Here is a 22,160-nt window from a genome sequence, read left to right as displayed (position 1 = left end):
ACTTCATATGTAGGACTACTAAACTTCACAAAGAAACGATAACAGCTCCATAACAATTATCGAAAGTTGGCGAAGGAGGTCGAAAGAATGAACGATATTTTTGTGCACAATCCGATGCTTGCAATTTTGTCACACATCTTTTTCATCGGTTTGACATTTTATGCATTGCAGTCTGTCATGCCAGAAAAAATCATTAAAAAGCACCACGTTTTTCAAGCACAAATTCTCTATATTTTATTGAGTTTTGCGATTGGTTCAGCCGTATCAAATTTCTTTTTAGACATATCCTATTGGTCAGGAAGAATTCCTACATTATTTTCATAAACACTGGTTTGCCTGAAGATTTTTGGGGTACATAGTCAGTAGGCAATTGTCAGTAGTACAAACAGTGTACTCATTTCGAGTTGTTCCATGCTATCGCCGCGTATATACAGTCGTGTAGATGGGGCGATGGCATGAAAATAAATGTTTGAACCCCTATATGGCAAGGGAAAAACAAACATTAACAAGACGACAGCCCATTCTAGACAGGGCACAAATCGTCAAATGGGTACATATTATAGAATATCTTGTAGATAAGCGGGAAAATAGCTCTGTAGTAACTTGTTTAATTATGTAGAGCGATGTAGAATAGTATGTGTTTTTATGTTTAATCTATGACAAAAAAATTTAAATGAATCGCATATGGCAAAAAGTAAAAATTGAAGTCGGAGGGACTTTTTGTGGATAAAATAATTATAAACGGTGGACGTGTTCTTGAAGGAAATGTCCGGGTAGAAGGAGCGAAAAACGCAGTACTTCCTATTTTGGCTGCAGCATTACTCGCATCCGAAGGCCCAAATATTATACGCGACGTACCGAACCTATCAGACGTATCGACAATAAACGAAGTTGTAAAAAGCTTGAATGCAAAAGTTACGTATGATGCTGAACAAGGAGAAGTCATTATCGATTCAACGAGCAGACTTTCATCCGAAGCACATTTTGACTATGTACGAAAAATGCGTGCGTCCATTCTTGTCATGGGCCCATTACTCGCACGTAACGGTTTTGCCCGTGTCGCGCTTCCAGGCGGTTGCGCAATCGGATCAAGACCAATTGACCAACATCTCAAAGGGTTCGAAGCGATGGGAGCAGAAATCTCATTCGGTCATGGACATGTTGAAGCAAAAGCAGTTAACGGTTTAAAAGGTGCTAAAATCTATTTGGACTTCCCAAGTGTAGGTGCAACAGAAAACATTATGACAGCTGCTGCATTAGCCAAAGGAACGACAATTATCGAAAACGCGGCGAAAGAGCCGGAAATTGTCGATTTAGCAAACTTCATTAACGAAATGGGCGGAAGAGTCATCGGTGCAGGTACAGATGCCATCCGAATCGAAGGTGTGCAAAAACTACATGGCACAATTCACCATATCATTCCAGATCGTATCGAAACAGGTACGTTCATGGTAGCTGCAGCGATTACAGGCGGAGACGTCACAATCGATAACGCAGTTCCTGAACATAATGCTGCATTGATCTCCAAGCTCGGAGAAATGGGCGTTGTCATTACGGAATTGGAAGAAGGCTTACGCATCCAAGCCAAACACCCATTAAAAGCAACGGATTTAAAAACAATGCCGCACCCAGGATTCCCAACAGATATGCAATCACAAATGATGGCACTTATGTTGACGGCATCCGGAACTGGCGTCCTAACAGAAACCGTATTCGAAAACCGCTTCATGCACGTTGAAGAATTCCGCCGCATGAACGCAAGTGTTAAAATCGAAGGACGTTCTGTCATCATATCAGGGCCGTCCAAACTTCAAGGCGCTGAAGTCGCTGCAACCGATCTACGTGCCGCAGCCGCACTCATCCTAGCAGGACTTGTCGCAGAAGGCGTCACACGCGTCACTGAACTCGCTCACCTAGACCGCGGCTACGTAGACTTCCACAAGAAGCTCAAAGCACTCGGCGCGGACATCGAACGCGTGTCCGAAGAAGAAACAACAACTATCCAAGAAGAACAACTCGTCTAAACGAACTTCTTCCTACCATACAAAAACTGTCTACACACCAAACCACTGTAGGCAGTTTTTTTATGCCTCAATAAACAACCAGTACCTCTTTAAACACCGCATAAGTCCTCCAAAAGCGGCATAAATTCTGCGAACGCGGCATAACTCCGCAAAACGCCGCATACTTCGCTCAAACGCGGCATAACTCCCGTCAAACGTGGCAAACTTTGCTCAAACGCGGCATAACGCAGCTCGCCATCCATTGAATCTCCCTCTCTCACAAACCCTTAAAGTGTAAAAGGCATTCAGCACGACAGGAAACCCTCCAAGACGAACAACTGCCCGCGGTTCCACAACAACCATCTACTCATTTTTCAGGCAACTAAAACAATCCCGAAAATCATAGCGATCTAGAAACTGTACGACACTCTGAACCAAGCCGTTAAAGTGTAAAAGGCATTTGGCGCGATTAAATCACATCTGGTACAAATAGCAGCCCGCGGATAAGAAAATTACTAACCCAATTTGAAAGCCGTAATAGTCAGCATCAATCGCCGCATAACTCCGCGAAACGCCGCAAACTTCGCTCAAATGCGGCATAACTCCGCGAAACGCGGCAAACTTCGCTCAAACGCGGCATAACTCCGCGAAACGCGGCAAACTTCGCTCAAACGCGGCATAACTCCGCGAAACGCGGCAAACTTCGCTCAAACGCAGCATAACACCGCATAACGCAGCAAGTCTCAAAAACTCTACGAATATCTTCAACCATTTCTTCGAATGAATGAAGGACAACCTTCATACAATGAATTATGGACAAACTACTAGCTGTTTTATTCATTTTACTCCTATTTTTTATTCCAATCCTTATGAAGCAGACAATCGAACCCGTAGCAAAAGAAGTAGCAAAGGAAGAAGAAGATCCTTGCGCAATCTACATTACAGTGGAAGGAGAGGACAAGCCTATACCGCTTGAGGAATACGTACTTGGCGTCGTGGCAGGAGAGATGCCGATCGTATTTCATGACGAAGCGTTAAGAGCGCAAGCGATTGCCGCACGGACATATGCATTACGGTCAACAGACAACGGAAAGAAACCGATCCAAGCAACTGTATCCGCACAAGTCTATAAAAATGAAAAAGCTAGAAAAGAGCGTTGGGGGAAAGAATTCAAAAAAAACGAGAAGCGACTATCAGAACTTATTGAAACAACACAAGGGCAAACAATCGTTTACGAAGACGAAATGATCACTGCCATGTTTTTCTCGACATCCAATGGCAAAACGGAAACCGCACAAAATTTTAGCGGCAATCCCATCCCTTATTTGCAAAGTGTTGAAAGTCCAGGTGAAGCAAACGTAGCGGCAGAAGTAGAACGACGTGTTGAAATGCCGATTGACGAGTGGAATGAAGCACTCGGTTCTGAATGGAAAGCGGATCATTTTAAAAGCTTGAAGCTCGTACGTAATCATACAGGACGCGTGCAGCGAGCTGTATCTACTAATTTTGAGAAGAGCGGTAGAGAAATGCGAGAAGTACTCGGAATCGCATCAACGGACTTCGACATTGCATACGATGTAACAAACGAAATCGTCATCATTACAACGAAAGGCTATGGGCACGGAGTCGGCATGAGTCAATACGGTGCAGAAGCGTTCGCACAAAAAGGATGGAAAGCTGAAAACATCTTAACGTACTACTATACAGGCACAACATTAAAAAATTTCCAACAAGATGATTTAGCATGTTTAAAATAACGCCCAATTGCAAACAATAGCAATTGAGGTGATGACAATGCGAGAAGAAAAACCGAAATCCCCTTCTCAAAAGAGTAAGAGTACAAAGAAGAATAGATGGTTCTGGCCGGCCGTCTACTCGAGCGTGGCGATCGTCTTTGTCGGCATGATTTGGGGCTTTAATGCCATCATACAAAAGGATACCAAAGAAACTGTCGATGGTACAAACGAGCCGAACAACGGATTGGTCGTAGAAACAAATGCACCAACTGAAGTGGTAAAGTTCCCATTTGATGAGGAACATCTTGACAACGTGGCCATTATACAAGAGTACTATGATACCGAAGCAGATGAAGCAGACAGAGAGAATGCCCTCCTCGTCTTCAACCAAACGTACAAGACGAACACGGGTATCTCAATTTCCGTCAACGACCAACCATTTGAAGTATTAGCGGCAATGAGCGGAACTGTTGAACAAGTCGTAGTTGATCACTTCCAAGGCGGCGAAGTACGCATTACACACGCGGACGGAATGACAACGATTTACAGTTCACTTACAGGCATCCAAGTGAAAGAAGGCGACCAAGTTGAGCAAGGACAAGTACTTGGTACAGCGACGAGTAACGAATGGAACCCGCAAGCTGGGACACACTTGTTGTTCGAAGTACAGGTGGATGGCGTTCCAATTAATCCACGTTCAAAATTAGGTTTTTAGCAATCAAGCCATTCTCGTCGTGTAGAGCGAGATGGCTTTTTCTGTATCAAAAATTCTTTCATTCCCACCAATCAATCGTTTAGTACGCAAGTCATCTATTTAAATCGAAGTAGCGGACGAAAGCATTTCAAGTAGTCCAACAGATTTTCTCCTGGTTTTCAAATCTCTTCCTCACTTCAAACGCTCTATCAGACATAACCACGCCCATCTCAGCATAGGATAAAGGAAGAAATGGAGCTGACAGGAAAGGAAGAGGGCGTGCACGAGCAAATTCGGAGGCGATGCGTGCGCCTCGGCAAAATGTTGCTGGACACTGGACTTACCGTACGGGCATTGGCAAAAGCAACAGGCTACTCCAAAAGCACGGTCCATAAAGATTTGACAGAACGATTACCAAACGTGGACTCGGAGTTGTCTGATGAAGTTGCTAGAGTACTTGCCTATCATAAGTCTGTCAGACATTTAAGAGGCGGTGAAGCAACACGAATGAAGTGGAAGAATGAAAATAAGAAAGCCCGCAACACATGACGGGAATAGACGGGGACGCAACCATCCGATTTGGAAGAGTGCGCACACCCTGTCTTTTCGCATGTAGAAAAGTTTGATGAAAATACATATTCCATTTGAATAACATGTAGAAAGTACTAGTGGAAATGAACGATGTAAATTACGATTCATTGTCATGAGTTGTAAATAAAATCCTACAATTGGTTGATCGACAAATAAGGTTTGTTGCATAAAAACATTCCAAAAGACTGTCAATCTTTGTGTTCAATAAAGAACCAGTGTGTTACAATGTATAGTTAGAAGAGTACGTAAAAATACAGTATGGAATAGGCAGCTGGAAGGGGAAACGGGATTAATGTTTGCTAAAGATATCGGAATCGACTTAGGAACTGCAAATGTGTTGATTCACGTGAAAGGGAAAGGGATCGTATTGGACGAGCCTGCTGTTGTAGCGATCGACAAACATACGAACAAAGTATTGGCTGTTGGCGAAGAAGCAAGTAAAATGGTAGGAAGAACACCGGGTAATATTGTTGCCATCCGCCCAATGAAGGATGGCGTCATTGCTGATTTCGATGTGACAGAAGCGATGTTACGTCATTTTATTAACAAACTGAATGTAAAAGGATTCTTGTCAAAGCCGACGATTCTTGTCTGTTGCCCGACAAACATTACACGGGTTGAGCAGAAGGCGATTAAAGATGCGGTAGAAAAATCAGGTGGAAAGAAAGTCTACTTGGAAGAAGAGCCGAAAGTAGCAGCAATCGGGGCAGGCATGGATATTTTCCAACCGAGCGGTAACATGGTCATTGATATCGGTGGTGGAACGACTGACGTCGCGGTATTATCAATGGGCGATATCGTCACATCCGAATCGATTAAAGCAGCTGGGGATTTGTTTGATAGCGAAATTATTTTATCGATCAAGAAAAAGCATAAGTTGATGATCGGTGAACGGACTGCAGAAACGATCAAGAAAAATATTGCCACTGTTTTTCCAGGAGGCCGGAATGAACAGATGGACATCCGTGGACGCGACATGGTGACAGGTTTGCCAAGAACAATTACGATTACTTCCGAAGAAGTTCGCGAGGCGTTATCGGAGTCAATCGAAATGATTATTCAATCTGCTAAAAACGTATTAGAAAAAACACCACCGGAGCTATCGGCAGACATTATTGACCGTGGCATTTTCCTAACAGGTGGCGGTGCATTATTGCACGGGATTGATCAACTGCTTGCAGAAGAGTTGAAAGTACCCGTATTTGTTTCGGACAACCCATTAGGCTGTGTCGCAATCGGCACGGGTATATTGCTCGAAAACATTAGCAAAGTCGGTAAACGATACTAATTGCAATAAATGATAGGAGGCGGGAACAATGTTCCGTGGTTTTTACACAGTCGGTTCTGGCATGATTGCGCAACAGCGTAGAACGGAAATGCTAGCAAATAATATGGCGAACGCCAACACACCAGGCTTTAAAGCAGAGCAATCGAGCATCCGTTCATTCCCTGAAATGTTCATGTCCAGCTTGAATGCGACGCGCATCCCTACAGAAAAAGGATTACATATGACAGGACTCTCACCTGTAGGCGAACTGTCCACAGGTGTTTACATGCAAGAAACGATGCCACTTTTTGTACAAGGCTCCCTTCGTGAAACGGGCTTAACGACCGATGTCGCTTTACTCGAAGGCAACTTGCCTGTCGATGAAGAAACAGGTACACCGGGTGCCGTCTTTTTCCGGCTAGAAAGCGACAATGGCAACGAAGTGTATACGAAAAACGGGAACTTCACATTGGATCCGCAAGGCTATTTAACCAATCCGATGGGTTATTATGTCCTGGATACGAACGGCAATCGTATTCAGTTGCAAAATGACGATTTCCGCATCACATCTGACGGGATTGTGATGGAAGGTGAAGGTGCGGTTGCGACGCTCGGCGTGTCATTCGCTGCTCAACCAGCAACATTGCTGAAACAAGGCAATGGCCTGTTTGCAAGCAGTACAGGCAATCTACCTGAAGCACAAGGCGTTGCAGGTGTCGGGTATTCATTCCAACAAGGCTATTTGGAAGGGTCTAACGTCGATTCTGCTAAAACGATGACAGACATGCTTGCAGCTTACCGTGCATTTGAAGCGAATCAAAAGATTTTACAAGCCTATGACCGCAGTATGGAAAAAGCAGTGAACGAAATCGGGCGTGTCAATTAATGATACGCATTGAAAGGGGCCGGAAAGTATGATACGGTCGATGACAACAGCCGTCAATACGATGACGCAATTACAACACCATATCGATATTATCGGAAACAACTTGGCAAATTCAGCGACGACGGGCTACAAAGCAAGCCAAGCGAATTTCCAAGAAATGTTGTACCAACAATTCAACAATGACAAAGCGGATACAGCAACACGACAAACACCTGCGGGCATCCGCTACGGTGTGGGTGCAATGCTCGGTTCCGCGCAAATGAATTGGAAAGTCGGCACGATGCAAAAAACCGATCGAGATCTCGACTTTGCATTGACTGAACCGAAACAGTATTTCAACATCATCATGCCCGGTGAAAATGGCGACACAATCGCCTATACACGTGAAGGTAGCTTCTATGTCTCACCGATTGAAGGCGGCAACTTGATGCTCGTCAACGGTGAAGGCTATCCAATTGCCAATCAAGCAGGCGAGCCGATCACATTTGCAGACAATGTCCGTGAATACGGTTTATCTGCACGTGGTGAACTAGAAGTGACGTTTTCAAATGGCACAACACAAACGATTGAACTCGGCATTTCAACCATTCAACGTCCAAATTTAATGGAACGACTATCGAGCAACTTGCTTGGCGTTCCGGCGAATCTTGCGGACCTTGGCGTCGGACAAGAAGAAGTACTCATTAATCTAAACGGAGCTGACCGTAATCAAATCGGTATGGAAAAAGGTTATTTGGAAGCATCGAACGTCAATTATGAAAAAGAAATGACAGACCTCATCAATGTCCAACGTTCGTACCAATTTAATGCTCGTACCGTCACACTTGCCGATCAAATGTTAGGGCTCATCAATAACATTCGATAAGTCGGGCTAGGGAGAATACAATATGACAGATGATAAGCAAAAAAGTCCACAATTAAACCGCAGAGATGCCACTGAAAAAGAAATCGTGTCATCGCGCATTGCACGCAGTCAACAAAAAAAGCAGAAACCTGTGAAGGAAGAACAAGAAACGAAAAAACGCATGTGGGTGCAAATCCGTTTGCTGCCCATCTGGTTGCGGATCCTCCTCGTCCTTCTGTTAGTTGCAGGTGCAGCAATTGCAGGTGCAATGGTCGGTTATGGCGTCGTCGGTGACGGCCAGCCGGCAGACGTGTTGAAAAAAGAAACGTGGATGCACATATTCGATATTATGAGCGGGAAAGAGTCATAACGGCTCTTTCGTTTTCATTTACACCATACATAAGTTTGGAGGACAAAGTCATGCTAAATGCAGAGCAAATTCAAGCCATCATTCCACATCGCTATCCATTTTTGTTAGTCGATCGAATTACTGAACTCGAAGAAGGGAAAAAAGCAGTCGGCTTAAAAAATGTCACGATCAACGAAGAATTTTTCAAAGGACATTTTCCAGGCTATCCCGTCATGCCTGGCGTACTCATTGTCGAAGCACTCGCACAAGTCGGTGCAGTTGCCATGTTGCAAAAAGAAGAAAACCGTGGCCGACTTGCATTCTTCGCAGGCATCGACAATTGCCGTTTTAAACGCCAAGTCATTCCTGGCGATACGTTAAAACTGGAAGTGGAAATCACAAGAATGCGTGGCGCAATCGGAAAAGGTAAAGCCATCGCAACCGTCGAAGGCGAAATCGCATGCGAAACCGAAATCACGTTTGCACTTGGACCGGTCGAGTAAACATTTGCACGACTCAGCCAATTTCGTTAAAATGGATATGTAAAATCCATTTTATTGACAGCCGTGCACAAAACGGAAATGTTCCACGTTCGAGGTAGGAACATGCATAGTGGGAGGTACCATCAGAAATGTTTAAAAATCTTTCTCCAAATATAAAAAGTAGTATAACCCGCTCCATCACCCAAACATTCGAGCAATATATGGCAAGTATCGCTTGGGATGAAGAACTATATAGCATCGAGCAGTTTGTCGCAACATGGCGGGAATACATTACAACAAAAGCATTATGGTATTCAAAAATTCCGGAAGACATCAAACAACATCCTTCATTCCACGAAGATCTCGCCCAGCGCATCAATGAAGTCATTCAGCGGATTTTGAGCGAACCGCCTTCCGAAGACCAAATCGCATCCATCCAATTGATGCAAGAAAAACTCGACACGCACTACACATACGGCTGTAAGGCAGAAGCCAACTTTGTCGAAAATTTACTAACCGAACACCTACAAAAAGAACAAGATTAAACGGATAGTTCCCTCCTTTTAAGCCAACCTACGAGTATCATACGGATTGTATGATAGACGGCTTGTGGAAAGGAGGGAATTTCATGTTCAAAAAAGCGATCCCACTCGTACTCGTATCTGGATTCGCCCTAGCAGGGTGTGGCAACGACGAAGTACCGGACAACAACGAAACCCCAATGGAAGAACTAGACAACGGGCTACGTGACATGACACCACGTGTAAATAACGGTGCAGGTCCAGACATGGATGGCATCGACAATGGAAACGGCAACAACGTAGACGACGGAATCATCAATGACGACAACCGCTACGATGGCAACATGAACGGTGACAACGGAATGGACGACGGCATCATCACCGATGACGGCGTAACCACACCAGACGACACCCAAATGGACGACCGTGACCAACGCAACGGAATGAACAACCGCTAACCGCAAGCCGTAAAGAAAACCGCCTCTAGCAGGCGGTTTTTCCCATTCAGTTCAGTGCTTCTTTGTGGAATCGCGTCACAGAAATTCCACACAACAAAGCAATCCCCGCATAACTCCCCCAAACGCGGCATATCCGCCGCAAAACGCGGCATACTTCTTCCAAACGCCGCCATAACACCTGCAAATGCGGCATACTTCTTCCAAACGCCGCATAACACCTCCAAACGCGGCATACTTCTCCTAAACGCCGCATAGTCGCCACAAAACTCAGCATACACCTCGCCCCCACTGCCATCGAAAACCAAAACCTAAGAGCTTAAATTGTCAAAACCCATTTGGCGCGACACAATAAATCAGAAATATAGTAATCGCCCACGAAACAAAAATAAAAATCCGCATAAATACTTAAAACGCGGTATAAAGTCACCAAACGCGGCATACTTCTCCCAAACGGCGCAAAACGCCTCCAAACGCGGCATACTTCTCCCAAACGGCGCAAAACGCCTCCAAACGCGGCATACTTCTCCCAAACGGTGCAAAACGCCTCCAAACGCAGCATACTTCTCCTAAACGCCGCATAGTCGCCACAAAACTCAGCATACACCTCGCATCCGCTGCCATCGAAAACCAAAACCTAAGAGCTTAAATTGTCAAAACCCATTTGGCGCGATTCAATAAATCAGGAAACATAGTAACCGCCCACGAAACAAAATTAGTATTCCGCATAAATACTTAAAACGCGGCATAAAGTCACCAAACGCAGCATACTTCTCTCAAACGGCGCATAAAGTCTTCAAACGCCGCATAACTTCTCAAAACGCGGCATAAACGCCGCCGCATAACCGCCGCCACCAATCCCAGCATAACCACGCAAAAAAAAGCCACCATCAAGGCAGCTTCTCCTCCGACAAATCGCGATCCCGATCCTTCTTCAAACGAGGACGTTCCCGCATATCCGACTCAAATCGTTGCAACAACTCTTGACCGCTCAAACCTTCCGTAATGAGCTCTTCCAACAAATGCTCCGCATATTGTGTGCGCGCACGCTTCAAGCGACCTTTCAATAAGACAGAGATATGATCGCCAATTTGCTCTATCGCATCCACCGCTACGAGAAAGCCTGCCGGTTCATTCTCCGGATAAGAAATGACGACGCGCGCCTCCAGCAACTCTTCAGCCGCCTTCCAACGCTCAAACAACTCCTGGTGCGAACGATCGATAAATAGTTCTAGAAGCCACATGCGATGACTATTTTCCTGATTAATAATAATGCCATCCTCTAACGGAAAATCTTGAATTTTATCCTCCACCAGTATGCCCACAGAAATCATTTTAAACGTCTTCAAACCTGCCACCCCGCTCACTTTTTGCTACAAGTATAACACAATTTACAATAAATCTTGAAAAACTACCCATCTTTAAATAATCGCGTAAAACACACAATTCTTAAAAGGCGATACCTATGCGCTTTGAACAAAAAACACCTGTTATCAGACGCTGTTAAAACAACAAAACAACTATCTAAACACATTGAATTTTCAATTTTGAGTATTTGCAAGTTTTGACAACCTAGACATATGATAAGGACATTACAAACAGAAAGGGGGGAAATGAGTGAATCAAGTTGCACTTGTCGGGCGAATTACGAAAGATCCCGTACTAAGAAGATTGTCGGAAGGCAGATTCCAAACAAGCTTCATTCTTGCAGTGAATCGTAAATTCAAAAACCAGCAAGGCGAAGTGGACGCCGACTTCATACTCTGCACAACGTGGGGCAGAGTTGCAGAAAATACCGCGAAGCATTGTGGAAAAGGTTCTCTAATCGGGGTCGGCGGACGAATTCAATCACGCACATATGAACGAGAAGACAAAAGCCGCGTATTCATTACAGAAGTAATTGGTGACGAAGTCCGCTTCCTCGCAACAAAAAGAAGGACAAGCGACGACCTGTATGATGACACTGAAGCCAACGTACATTCCGCAGATTCGCCTGGACGGGACGAGGAACAGGAAAATGTGAGCGCAAACTTCCAGTTACCGCAAGAAGAGAAAGATGGATTGCCAATCTACTAGCTACCAAAGTTACATACGGAAAGCGAGTAGACAGGGGAGGGAGGACCGAAGGAAGTAGTAGCTGTAGCCATGAATTGAATAGCACGTCAGGTAAATCGTTTACATGAATCGAACGAAAGTAGAACAAAGGAGATTTATCGATGTCTAAAGGATGGGGGTCCTAACGACATCATACCAAGCATTGTAGAAGTCGGTTCACAATGCTTGCTGCAATAGGCCGGTGGATCGTGGCCAACCATTTGTGGCAGGAGGCCGCTCCTGCCGCAAATCCAATAAATGAAAGAGGTGAACAACATGACATCCGTCGAAAAACAACTGTTCAGGTTGGAACTCCAAGTGGGACAACTCATCACCATCATCGCCAACTTGAATGAACGCGTCATGCACTTAGAAGAAAAAGTGCAGCAACAAAAAGTCATTTCCATCCAAGCTCGCCGAGACAAACAAAAAGTCCATTAACAAACCCGACTCCATAACAGAGCCGGGCCGAAACCTATCGTTCAAATGTTAATAAATCATCAAGTTCAGCATCGGACAATTCCGTAATCCATTGACTCGACTGAATGAGATCTGCAGACAACGCCGCTTTCTCTTGCAACATCTTATCAATTTTTTCTTCAATCGTTCCGACACTAACAAACTTATGCACATGCACAAATTTCGTCTGTCCGATTCGATACGCCCGATCCGTTGCTTGGTTCTCGACCGCAGGATTCCACCAACGATCCGCATGTAACACATGATTCGCTGCCGTCAAATTCAGCCCTGTTCCACCCGCCTTCAACGACAAAATGAAAATCGGGAACTCACCTGCCTGGAACGCATCCACCAAATGATCACGCTGACCTTTCGGCATACTTCCAGACAAAAACGGCACATCCAAGTCATGCAACTCACTCAAACATTGGCGAATTAATTGACCCATCCCGATGTACTGCGTAAAAATGAGACATTGCTCCCCGTTACTCGCAATATCGGCAGCCATCGACACAATGCGGTTCAATTTAACCGAACGACGAAGCATTTCATCAGCAGGAGAAGCCGGCTCCTTCAAGAACAAAGCAGGATGATTACACAACTGTTTCAAACGGCTAAGCATCTTCAAAATAAGCCCTTTGCGCTCAAAACCAGTCAACGTATCCAACTTGAATTTCGTATCCTCTATGAAACTTTCATAAAGCGCAGCCTGCTCAGTCGTGAGCGGACAATACTCGTTCTGCTCAAGCTTTTTCGGTAAGTTCAACTGCAAATCAGGATCATTTTTTGTACGGCGCAACAGAAACGGTCGGATTTTTGCCCGCAACTTTCGTTTCTCAACCGCCGAATCATCCCGCTCAATCGGAATGATAAACTGTTCATTAAACGTCCGGAAACTGCCAAAATACCCTTTATGAATAAAGTCAAAAATCGCCCACAACTCAGACAAACGATTCTCAATCGGCGTTCCAGTCAGCGCAATCTGATGCTCACCGTGCAATTTGCGAATCGCACGCGACTGCTTCGTCTGCATATTTTTGATATTTTGCGCTTCATCAAGCGTGATACTCGCAAACACCGTGCCACTCAACGTCTCATCATCTTGCGTCGCCGTACCGTATGTCGTCAAAAGTACATCCGGCTTGCGCTCGGCCAACAACTGATCGAACGCTTCATCCTTCGCCCGCGACGGCCCATAATGCGTATGCACAACGAGTGAAGGAGCAAAACGCTCAATCTCCTTCTGCCAGTTGCCAAGCACACTCGTCGGACAAATGATCAACGAAGGCGAAGACGTATCCGGCCGCGAATGGACATTCAACAAATACGAAATAAGCTGAATCGTCTTTCCGAGCCCCATATCGTCGGCTAAACAGGCACCAAACCGATAATCACGCATGAAGACGAGCCAATTGTAGCCCTCAATCTGATATGGGCGTAACTCAGCATTTAACGCATCCGGCACACCAGCATCCGGCAAACCATGCTTATCAGCAATCATTTCAACATACTCACGCAACGACTGTTTCATCGAAAAAGCCAACAACGGATCATCGGATTCACCATCATCCTCGAGCGGGACAATCTCTTCAGGAATTTCCTGAAACAGCAAATCTTTCACCGTCCACTCACCAGCATCCGCCTGATCCATCAACTCACGAATCCGCTTCAACCATTGCGGATCGATATGAAACCACTCATCACCCGAACGGATGAACTCACGATTCTCATCCACCAACTTACGGAACGTATCTTGATCAATTTCTTTATCCGCAAGCGAAAAATTCCAATCGAACGCCAACACTTCATCCAACCCTGCCGCTGAACGATACGACTGCACACTCGCACTCGTCCGCACCCGCAACTTTGACTCCGTCACCGACTTCAGCCAAGCAGGCAAAATCACCGGATAACCGAACGATTGGAACACCGGCAAATCCTCCTGAATGAACATACGCACTTCAGGATCGGACATCGGCATCGACAAAAAACGCTCGCCAGGCTCAACCTGAATGGACTGCAAAAACGAAACCATCTCAGACTGCTTCTCATGAATCTCAGCAGCATACGATTTCCACTTCGCCGGCAGCGCATCCGCAATTGGCGCATTCACCTTTTTAACAGCAGGCGTCCAATGTGCACCGCGCTCACTGACAACAACCGTCTCCAGCAACCATTCAGTACTGCCCGCATCATCATCAGGCTCCGTCAAACGGAACGCCACCCGGACCGGCATCGTCGAAACCGACTCACCCGGCCACCCATACTTCTTCAGATGCGGCAACAATGCCGGCAACTGCTCGAATCGCATCGCTGAAGCCTGTATTTTTTCGCGAATCGCATCATGCAAAATCATCGAAGCTGACGCAGAAATCCCGATTTTCTCCTCGTCGAATTGGATTGTCCCTGCGTCCAACTCTGCATAGTGCCAGAAATCCGGTTCATTCCAAACACGCGCAGCCTCCCGGACAGCCGTCAAATGGGCTTCATCCTTCTCAGACTGCCCGCTAAACGAAACAAACGGATGCGGCTTGCCAACAAATACTTGAAAAAACTCATTCGTACTTACATGGACTGCTTGCTCATCCGTCACCGCAAACATTCCATACAACGCTTGTTCATTCGAAAAAAACAGAAAGCTGGCAAGTCGCCCTGGAGCGATACGTCGGCCATTTGAATCGATGGCAGAGAGGGCATAAAGACCGTTTTCCTGACGATCAATTGCCAATTGGAAAAGTGTATTAATTTGTTCGGTATTCATCATAAATTCAAATTCCCCTTTTCCATCTCTTCCGACAATGCACGTAACCGTTTGTATTGTTCGCGGACCGTATCGATATAGCGATTCCAAAACTCGATCTTGCCGCTCTTTTTCGCACCTGTTTTCATGTTTTTAAACAAGCGGACAGCTCGGCGGTAACTATGCCGATTCTTTTCCTGAATGAACTGCATCGCGTACGTATGCAACAAAGGCATGACGGAAGCAGGGTCATTTGCCAACACAAATTTCAATGTATCCGGATCCACTCCATCATACGGCACATTGAACCGGTGCATGAGTGCAGCCCATTCGTCAAAACGCTCACGCTCAATGAGAAAATCACCGAATGCACTGACACCATCTTTTCCATACAACATGAAAAGTTCTTCACGCCGTATTTCAGGGAAATGGGCTTCCTCCAGCAATTCATCCATCTTTCGGATAAAGTGATGTTTGTCTCCATTCGTCTTTAACAGTTCATAATACGTCCCGATATACGGATAAATGGACTCCATAATAATCGCTAACGACTCGGTCTGGCCCATGTCAAGCGCATGATCTGCAAGCGGCAACCAGTGCGTGACACGTTTGCCCCCTGTTTGCGCAGCAACTTTTTCAAGGGCCACATCATCGATCCATTCCAAGTAGACGTAAGCGGCAAAAAACGGCGCTTCTGCAGAGTCTTCTTCAAGAAGGCGTGCAAGCTCTTTCTTTTGGGAAGCTTGATCAGTATACAATAAGTCCCACATCACTCTAAACAACTCAAGCCTCTTCTCAAACAGGCCTTTATTGTACAAAGTGATCGACTGAATCATTATTTTTAAAGCATCATAAAATACGTCCGTTTCAAACAAACGCAACTTTTTCCGTAATGATTGTGCATGGTCTTTAATCTTTCCGAATTGCTCACCAAGCCACATCTGCAATTGCCACTCACGGTATGTGAATTGATTGGAATCGTCCAGATGAACCTGTACATAGGACCAAGCAGCATCGACGACATGCAAACGGTAAAACAAGTCAAACAACGGCTTCCATTCCCACTCAAAAGGAGCTAGAGGAATCACTTTCTGATCCATCAAAGACGTTTCATGTATGAACACATTCGCATTTTCGCGCGGATCCATGTTTCGCAACGGATTTGTCAATTGACGAAGGACCACATTCCACGCTTCGGGTGAGCGTTCCGACAATTTTAACGTCATTTGGGTGACTTCCGTCTGTTGCCATTCATGCAACCAATCCGTCAACGAATGAAATTGAGAATAGAGATGGAAAACAACTGCAATCTTATGCGGACACCAACCAGGCTCCTCACACGTGCACGTCGCATCCACCTCAGAAAACGTCAATTTCACAAGATGGTCAACACCATCCGTACAAACTGTTTCAACCGAAGATCCGTCTTTAGCAAACCGATATGCAAATCGCGCTCCCTTGCGCACAAAGGAAACCGCCTTTCGAATGATTTGCGCTTCTGTATGAACGTCAGGACGATAAGAATGTTTAATCCTATTCATTAATTCATCAATCTCACGCTCATGCAAATAAGAAACGCGTTCAACTGTCATGTGCATCGGCTCACTCCCTAACATAGGCATTCCCTTTATTATAAAGCTTTTGGCCATCAATTTAAACGATTTCAATTCAAACAAAATGTGTTACGAATAAACCGCATACCTACAAAGTCCGAACAAGTAACATCCCACATCATTATTAAAGGAGAAATCATCGAATGAAAACACTTATCTTACACGTACCTGGTCTTTATAACCATTTGCAACAATGGAAAATGAAATCAGCAACTGGGAAACGACTGCGCACCAGCGTCCGCGAACAATCACTCAGTGAAACATACGCTGCCAACGAAACGTTTCTAACAATCAATCACGAAGTACTTCTAGCAAACTACCGATTTGACGTACTAACCATCTTATATGTACATGAACCGCAGCAGCGGAAAAATGAAGGCATCATCTGTTACCTAAAAGCGCAGGGAATCGACTATTTCCCGTTAGAAACATCTTTATTATTAAACAAGCGAGTGAAGGAAAAAGTATGAACACTAGCAATTATTCTTCCGGCATTGAATAAGATAGAAAACAAAACATTCACAAACTAGGTCAGCTTATGATAAAATAATAATAATCGGAATTTTCAATAACGGAGGGATGCATATGCTATCAGTTCAACGCATGACACCTTTTTTCACGAGCCAAGAAGATTTCCGTCTACGCCTTGTCTTTGCATATCAATATTTCTCAATTGAAAAGGGGGGTGAAATTTACCAATTCGTTCCGACTGAAGGGAAAGAGATTGTCATAAACATCAAAAGCCTGCAAGTAGAGAATTTAGGAGAAGTGTTCGTATTCCAAAAGGGCAACCGTTTCATTCGCCTCCCACTCTATCAACTGCTCCTCATTTCCGACCTACACATGCACTTAACGACAATCATGGAAAGTACATTAAAACTCGAAATTCCAATCCCAAAAGTCGTTTCCGAAGAAGCTGCACTCCTCATCGCAGCACTCGAACAACAAAACCAACTACGCATGATCGACTACGCACTTGAAACAAACAATAGACAATTATTCATTCAACTAATGGAAGGACTGCGTACGATTTGAAAACTATCGAATAAAAAACACTTATCAACTTGCGATAAGTGTTTTTTGCTGTCCATAACCGACATGAAAGTAGGGAGCAACGATGAAAGTAAGCAATATTTGCTAAGTAATGGTAAGGTTGACAAAGAAATTGTATCGAAACCGTGGTAAAATGTTTAGTAGGTAGATTACTAGGGTATACATAGTTTGGTTTCTCAATTTGTCAAAAAGTGCAAAGCGAGCACGAAAATCGTTGAACCGGCGACACCGAATAACAAATCTTGTAACGTCAATCGGTTTTTATCGTTTTTTTGCATTAGCTTTCACTCCTTTGTCGATTTCCCGGGAAATAAAGCGGATTGATGTTGACAAATATTTATGAAATAATACCAATCTGAAACATACTGATCGCTCTATCAGATTGCCCAATCTATGACGTATTCATACAGTTTGAATTGAATATTTCACAAGATTTGGTACAGTAGTCTATACGTAAACGAAAATATTTCATTGCAGAAAGGACCGTCGCTATGTTCTTTGAGTACAGGTTTTGGCACTTTTTGACGAAGCCGGACGAGCTTGCGTCCAATCTACAAACAAGCACGATGCGTCATTTTAATAAGCGGTTACTCGTTGTCATCCTAGCAGGGGTTGTATTATTCGCACTGCGCAACATGTGGGGAATGAACACCGAGGGCCTGACTTCGTTGTTAACAACCATGTCGACAGCAGACTATATTATCGCCAGATACGCATCACTCGTCGGGGCAATCATTTGGGCAGCGCTATACAGTGCATTCCATATTTTCGGAGTGGCCTACATCCTTTCAGTGCTGACAAAAATCCCATATAGACAACTTGTGCCTTTGCAAGTGCTCATTACGGGACTGCTACTACTGGAAAAAGCACTCATTTTTATCGTGTTTGCCATAAAAGGTACAACCGTAAGCCTGTCATTCTTGTCTTTCGGACCGCTTGCGGTGACAATTCTAGAAAACTGGTACTTGATTTTATTCCTGAACCAGCTCACATTAACGGGCGCATTAATCATTACATTGCAATACCGTTTTATCCGTGGTTACGTAGTCGATGGAAGATGGCGCCAACATCTATGGCTATTAATCGGCCTTCATGTCGTAATGGCGCTCATCACAGCAGCCGTCGCATACATTCCATTCGACAAATTGCTCAATTCGTTGTTCGGAGGTGGATTCTAAATGAAAAAACGAATGTCCATCACCGTCGCAATCGTCGTCAGTGCATTCATCGCCATCAACGTCCATCTTTTATACTCAAAGAAAAGCACTGTTCAACAAACAGTGTATGTCCATCAATATGAGCGCATGACTGAAGGACACTTTGAAGAAACCATTCCTAAAGAAGGACTCGTTTCACCAGCAGCCATTTACACCGTCTACGTTGGAAATGAAGAAACAATTGATACGTGGCTCGTTAAAGAAGGAGATCAAGTGCAAGTTGGTGATGAAATCGCGACATTGCAATCCGATCGTGCAGAAAGCCAACTCGCGTCATGGGAAGCAGAGGAACAAGGGCTCTTGGAACAACAAAGCGCCATCGAATCAACACTTTATGACTTAGAAGCCGACCGAGCAAGCGCAAGTGGCAATACATCAAATGTCAATACAACTGAAACACCTGGCACGACAGACATCGAATTGACGGTCGATGTACAAGTCGACGTATCCCAGGACGGCGCATATGCGCAAGCAATTGCGCAAGCGGAACGTGAACTCGCAGAAGTCGAACGCAAACTCACTGTCATCCAAGCACAGTTAGCTCAAAATCCCATGCGCCCAGCACTCATCAGTCCAGTAAACGGTACGGTTTCAACTGTCAATAAACACGGCTACACATTGGCAGCCGACGTGTTTAGCGAAGAAAAACTGATTACAACGTATGCAGAACTGCCAGAGTGGCAAAAAATCGAAGCCGGCGACCAAGTACGTATCCAAGAAAACAGCTTGGACACAGTCATTGAAGGAACCGTTCACGCCGTTTCACAAGTACCCGCAACAGACAGCAGATGGCGCAACGCATACGACGAACTAGCACCTGACGCCAAACGGAAAAACCCAATGGAACTCTATGAAATTACAATCATGCCACTAGAACAACTTACGACGTTGCCATTCGGCGCAAATGTCAACGCAACACTGATTGTCAACGAAGTGGATGCCGTAAGTGTCAAAGTAGATTGGCTAGAAGCCTACACAAAACAACAAGCAACCGCATGGCAACTCGACGAAAATGGACAAGGCAGAAAGATCGACGTTTCCTCTCCCTTCCAAACGAACAACCGCGCCGTCATCACGGCCGGTCTAGCAACGGGAGACATCGTCATCTACAAACACAACATCTCTACCTACGCCGATCCATTCAACGTCATCATGCCACTCCCACTGGACTTGCCACCCAAATCCCAGTGGCGCACATTCGGCTGGAAGAACTACATCAAACACGGCTTCCTCCACTAACAAAAACCGCCCTATGGCGGTTTTTGTCATTCCACCATCCAAATCAGCATCGTACTCCACCAAACACCGCATAAAGTCACTAAACGCCGCAATACTCTATCCAAAAACGCATAACTCCACCGAACACAGCATAATTGCATCAAATGTGGCATATTTCGTCCAAACGCCGCATAACCAAACAATAGCTAACCCCCTTCAACCAACCCTTTAATTTGTCAAAACCCATTAGGCGCGAAAACAATCCATCCATCCCTCAAAAGTCACCCGCGAAACGAACAACCACTAAAATCAGTTAAACCTTCCGATGAACCATCTTTTATTCACAAAATCCATTTCCTACTTCTATACTTGTCTCCCCATCCATATAGTGAAAAAACAAATAGATTACGAGAAAATGGGGGAACGCACGTGAAAAAAATATACTGGATCATTTGTATAGCAATCATTCTCACACTTGGGATCAACATAGAAAAGGCGCGAGCAAGCGAGCCTGCTCAACGAACGATTGGACTTCATGACAAAGTGTTGCCAATTGAACAAACACGTGTTGTCGATGGCGACACAAAAGTTCCTTTCAAAGAAATTTCAAAATATCTTTACCTCACAGTTACTGAAGAAGACGGTAAAATGCGCATTGAAAAACGTGACAACCATATGATCGTTGACTTCGCCAAAAATATAACAACTACAAACGGAGTGGAGCAATCTGGTACTCCATTCATAAAAATAGACGGGAAAATCTACATTAGCGTCAAAGAAATTGCATTCAGCATGGGCTTTCAAATCGACTACTTCCGCCACCTACACACGATACGAATTTACCGCGAAGACTATCCACACATGGATCGTACAACATACGAGAGAAAAATTGCAGACGTGAAAAACAATCGTAAACATGCAACAAGTCCTTCCGACAAAGTAACCGTCTATTTAACATTTGACGACGGACCAAACAAATTTACGCTCATGAATAACAACACGCTCGAAAAATACAATGTCCCCGCCACTTTTTTCTTTTTAGGCAATCAAATGCAACAAAACGCATCCATCGTCAAAACGATCCACGACAGCGGCCATTACATCGGTTCGCATAGCATGACCCATGACAAAAACCTTGTCTACCAATCAACCAAATCTTTCATCGACGAAATGGCAGAAGGTGCTGAACTCATCAAACAACTTACAGGCCAAACCGCTAAACTAGTGCGCGTCCCATATGGTAGCACGCCCCACGTCACATCTGGCATGAAACAAAGCCTCGTACAACACGGCTATAAAATGTGGGACTGGAACGTCGACTCCAATGATTGGCGCTACACCGACAAACAAGCCGATCAAATCGCCCACAACGTCAAAGAAGGCGTCACCAAAGCAATCCAATCAGGCGACCGAACAATCGTCATCCTACTCCACGACAGAAGCCAAACAACGATCGCGCTACCCGCCATCATCCAATGGCTAAAAAACCAAGGCTACACATTCAAAGCTTATAATCCAAACGAGCACATTTCCCACAACTTCCATAAAGAACCCTTACTCTAGCAATCAACCAAATGAATCAATACTAGGGGGCGACAATAAAAAACGATCGCCCCTAAATAAACCGAGATAAACTCCTAAACGACATCTACTCACAGAACACCGCATAAAATCCCCAAACGCGGCATAACTTCCTCAAACACCGCAAACTATCCCCAAAACACCGCATAATTCCCTGGAACGCCGCATAATCCCGCCAAACGCCACTCCCTCTAACCAACCCCTTAATTAGTCAAAAGCATTCAGCGCGACCACTGATCCTGCCACCAAAACTCCTCCCGCGAACAAAGAAAACCGCATAATTCCCTGCAACGCCGCATAACTCCCTCAAACTCCGCAAACTATCCCAAAACACCGCATAATTCCCTGGAACACCGC

Annotated in this window: 23 protein-coding genes; 19 read left to right on the top strand and 4 right to left on the bottom strand. The window is 44.8% G+C overall.

The window, feature by feature from the left end:
• Positions 1-87: 87 nt before the first annotated feature.
• The 12 genes from ACVHUV_RS00670 to ACVHUV_RS00615 all read left to right on the top strand — a co-directional run bounded on the left by ACVHUV_RS00670 (position 88) and on the right by ACVHUV_RS00615 (position 9,831).
• Positions 88-324, top strand: coding sequence for a DUF1146 family protein (locus ACVHUV_RS00670; RefSeq protein WP_317944847.1), 237 nt, complete (start codon positions 88-90; stop codon positions 322-324).
• A 398-nt stretch (positions 325-722) separates the two neighbouring features.
• Entirely contained in the window at positions 723-2,024 is a 1,302-nt protein-coding gene (gene murA, locus ACVHUV_RS00665) for a UDP-N-acetylglucosamine 1-carboxyvinyltransferase (RefSeq protein WP_462085778.1), read from the top strand.
• A gap of 791 nt (positions 2,025-2,815) precedes the next feature.
• Entirely contained in the window at positions 2,816-3,760 is a 945-nt protein-coding gene (gene spoIID / locus ACVHUV_RS00660; RefSeq protein WP_462085777.1) for a stage II sporulation protein D, read from the top strand.
• A 37-nt stretch (positions 3,761-3,797) separates the two neighbouring features.
• Positions 3,798-4,454, top strand: a complete 657-nt coding sequence (locus ACVHUV_RS00655) for a peptidoglycan DD-metalloendopeptidase family protein (protein WP_317944841.1) — start codon at positions 3,798-3,800, stop codon at positions 4,452-4,454.
• Positions 4,455-4,712: 258 nt separating this feature from the next.
• The gene (locus tag ACVHUV_RS00650; protein WP_317944892.1) at positions 4,713-4,982 is read left to right on the top strand and encodes a sporulation transcriptional regulator SpoIIID; all 270 of its coding nucleotides are present in this window, start codon (positions 4,713-4,715) and stop codon (positions 4,980-4,982) included.
• A 334-nt stretch (positions 4,983-5,316) separates the two neighbouring features.
• Positions 5,317-6,312: a rod shape-determining protein gene (locus ACVHUV_RS00645; protein WP_317944840.1), complete on the top strand. Its 996-nt coding sequence runs from the start codon at positions 5,317-5,319 to the stop codon at positions 6,310-6,312.
• 28 nt (positions 6,313-6,340) lie between these two features.
• On the top strand, positions 6,341-7,177 hold the full coding sequence (locus tag ACVHUV_RS00640; protein WP_462085776.1) for a flagellar hook-basal body protein: 837 nt from the start codon (positions 6,341-6,343) through the stop codon (positions 7,175-7,177).
• A 28-nt stretch (positions 7,178-7,205) separates the two neighbouring features.
• Positions 7,206-8,042: a flagellar hook-basal body protein gene (locus tag ACVHUV_RS00635; protein ID WP_462085775.1), complete on the top strand. Its 837-nt coding sequence runs from the start codon at positions 7,206-7,208 to the stop codon at positions 8,040-8,042.
• 22 nt (positions 8,043-8,064) lie between these two features.
• Complete coding sequence (locus ACVHUV_RS00630; protein ID WP_371390802.1) at positions 8,065-8,391, top strand: DNA-directed RNA polymerase subunit beta; 327 nt, start codon at positions 8,065-8,067, stop codon at positions 8,389-8,391.
• 50 nt (positions 8,392-8,441) lie between these two features.
• Positions 8,442-8,873, top strand: a complete 432-nt coding sequence (fabZ, locus tag ACVHUV_RS00625) for a 3-hydroxyacyl-ACP dehydratase FabZ (protein ID WP_462085774.1) — start codon at positions 8,442-8,444, stop codon at positions 8,871-8,873.
• A gap of 128 nt (positions 8,874-9,001) precedes the next feature.
• Positions 9,002-9,397 (top strand): hypothetical protein, encoded by a 396-nt coding sequence (locus ACVHUV_RS00620; protein WP_462085773.1) that lies wholly within the window; start codon positions 9,002-9,004, stop codon positions 9,395-9,397.
• 50 nt (positions 9,398-9,447) lie between these two features.
• A complete protein-coding gene (locus ACVHUV_RS00615; protein WP_462085772.1) occupies positions 9,448-9,831 on the top strand; it encodes a hypothetical protein in 384 nt (127 codons plus the stop codon).
• On the opposite strand, the gene ACVHUV_RS00610 is transcribed toward ACVHUV_RS00615, so the two are convergent.
• Positions 9,828-10,064 carry a hypothetical protein gene (locus ACVHUV_RS00610; RefSeq protein ID WP_462085771.1) on the bottom strand — a complete coding sequence of 79 codons (237 nt, stop codon included), beginning with the start codon at positions 10,062-10,064 and terminating at the stop codon, positions 9,828-9,830. The two genes, ACVHUV_RS00615 and ACVHUV_RS00610, sit on opposite strands and share 4 nt — an antisense overlap.
• Positions 10,065-10,718: 654 nt before the next feature.
• A complete protein-coding gene (locus ACVHUV_RS00605) occupies positions 10,719-11,177 on the bottom strand; it encodes a YwpF family protein (protein WP_317944826.1) in 459 nt (152 codons plus the stop codon).
• A gap of 268 nt (positions 11,178-11,445) precedes the next feature.
• On the opposite strand from ACVHUV_RS00605, the gene ACVHUV_RS00600 reads away from it, so the two are divergent.
• Together ACVHUV_RS00600 and ACVHUV_RS00595 are read left to right on the top strand one after the other, a co-directional pair.
• Positions 11,446-11,904 carry a single-stranded DNA-binding protein gene (locus ACVHUV_RS00600; RefSeq protein WP_317944824.1) on the top strand — a complete coding sequence of 153 codons (459 nt, stop codon included), beginning with the start codon at positions 11,446-11,448 and terminating at the stop codon, positions 11,902-11,904.
• 294 nt (positions 11,905-12,198) lie between these two features.
• On the top strand, positions 12,199-12,363 hold the full coding sequence (locus ACVHUV_RS00595) for a hypothetical protein (protein ID WP_317944822.1): 165 nt from the start codon (positions 12,199-12,201) through the stop codon (positions 12,361-12,363).
• A 34-nt stretch (positions 12,364-12,397) separates the two neighbouring features.
• On the opposite strand, the gene ACVHUV_RS00590 is transcribed toward ACVHUV_RS00595, so the two are convergent.
• On the bottom strand, positions 12,398-15,145 hold the full coding sequence (locus ACVHUV_RS00590; RefSeq protein ID WP_462085770.1) for a DEAD/DEAH box helicase: 2,748 nt from the start codon (positions 15,143-15,145) through the stop codon (positions 12,398-12,400).
• Positions 15,142-16,719, bottom strand: a complete 1,578-nt coding sequence (locus ACVHUV_RS00585; protein ID WP_462085769.1) for a hypothetical protein — start codon at positions 16,717-16,719, stop codon at positions 15,142-15,144. Before ACVHUV_RS00585 ends, ACVHUV_RS00590 begins: the two co-directional genes overlap by 4 nt.
• A 158-nt stretch (positions 16,720-16,877) precedes the next feature.
• Between ACVHUV_RS00585 and ACVHUV_RS00580 the strand changes: the two genes are divergently transcribed.
• From ACVHUV_RS00580 to ACVHUV_RS00560, 5 genes are all read left to right on the top strand, one after another.
• Complete coding sequence (locus ACVHUV_RS00580; protein WP_462085768.1) at positions 16,878-17,204, top strand: hypothetical protein; 327 nt, start codon at positions 16,878-16,880, stop codon at positions 17,202-17,204.
• Between the two features lie 115 nt (positions 17,205-17,319).
• Positions 17,320-17,769: a transcriptional regulator gene (locus tag ACVHUV_RS00575; protein WP_462085767.1), complete on the top strand. Its 450-nt coding sequence runs from the start codon at positions 17,320-17,322 to the stop codon at positions 17,767-17,769.
• A 539-nt stretch (positions 17,770-18,308) separates the two neighbouring features.
• Positions 18,309-18,965 (top strand): hypothetical protein, encoded by a 657-nt coding sequence (locus ACVHUV_RS00570; protein WP_371390792.1) that lies wholly within the window; start codon positions 18,309-18,311, stop codon positions 18,963-18,965.
• Positions 18,966-20,243, top strand: coding sequence for a biotin/lipoyl-containing protein (locus ACVHUV_RS00565; protein WP_462085766.1), 1,278 nt, complete (start codon positions 18,966-18,968; stop codon positions 20,241-20,243).
• 408 nt (positions 20,244-20,651) lie between these two features.
• Positions 20,652-21,785, top strand: coding sequence for a polysaccharide deacetylase family protein (locus ACVHUV_RS00560; RefSeq protein WP_462085765.1), 1,134 nt, complete (start codon positions 20,652-20,654; stop codon positions 21,783-21,785).
• Positions 21,786-22,160: the final 375 nt, after the last annotated feature.

The sequence above is a fragment of the Sporosarcina saromensis genome (assembly GCF_054901285.1).
The sequence above is the reverse complement of the archived record's forward strand: the minus strand, read 5'-3'. Positions and strand labels throughout refer to the sequence as shown.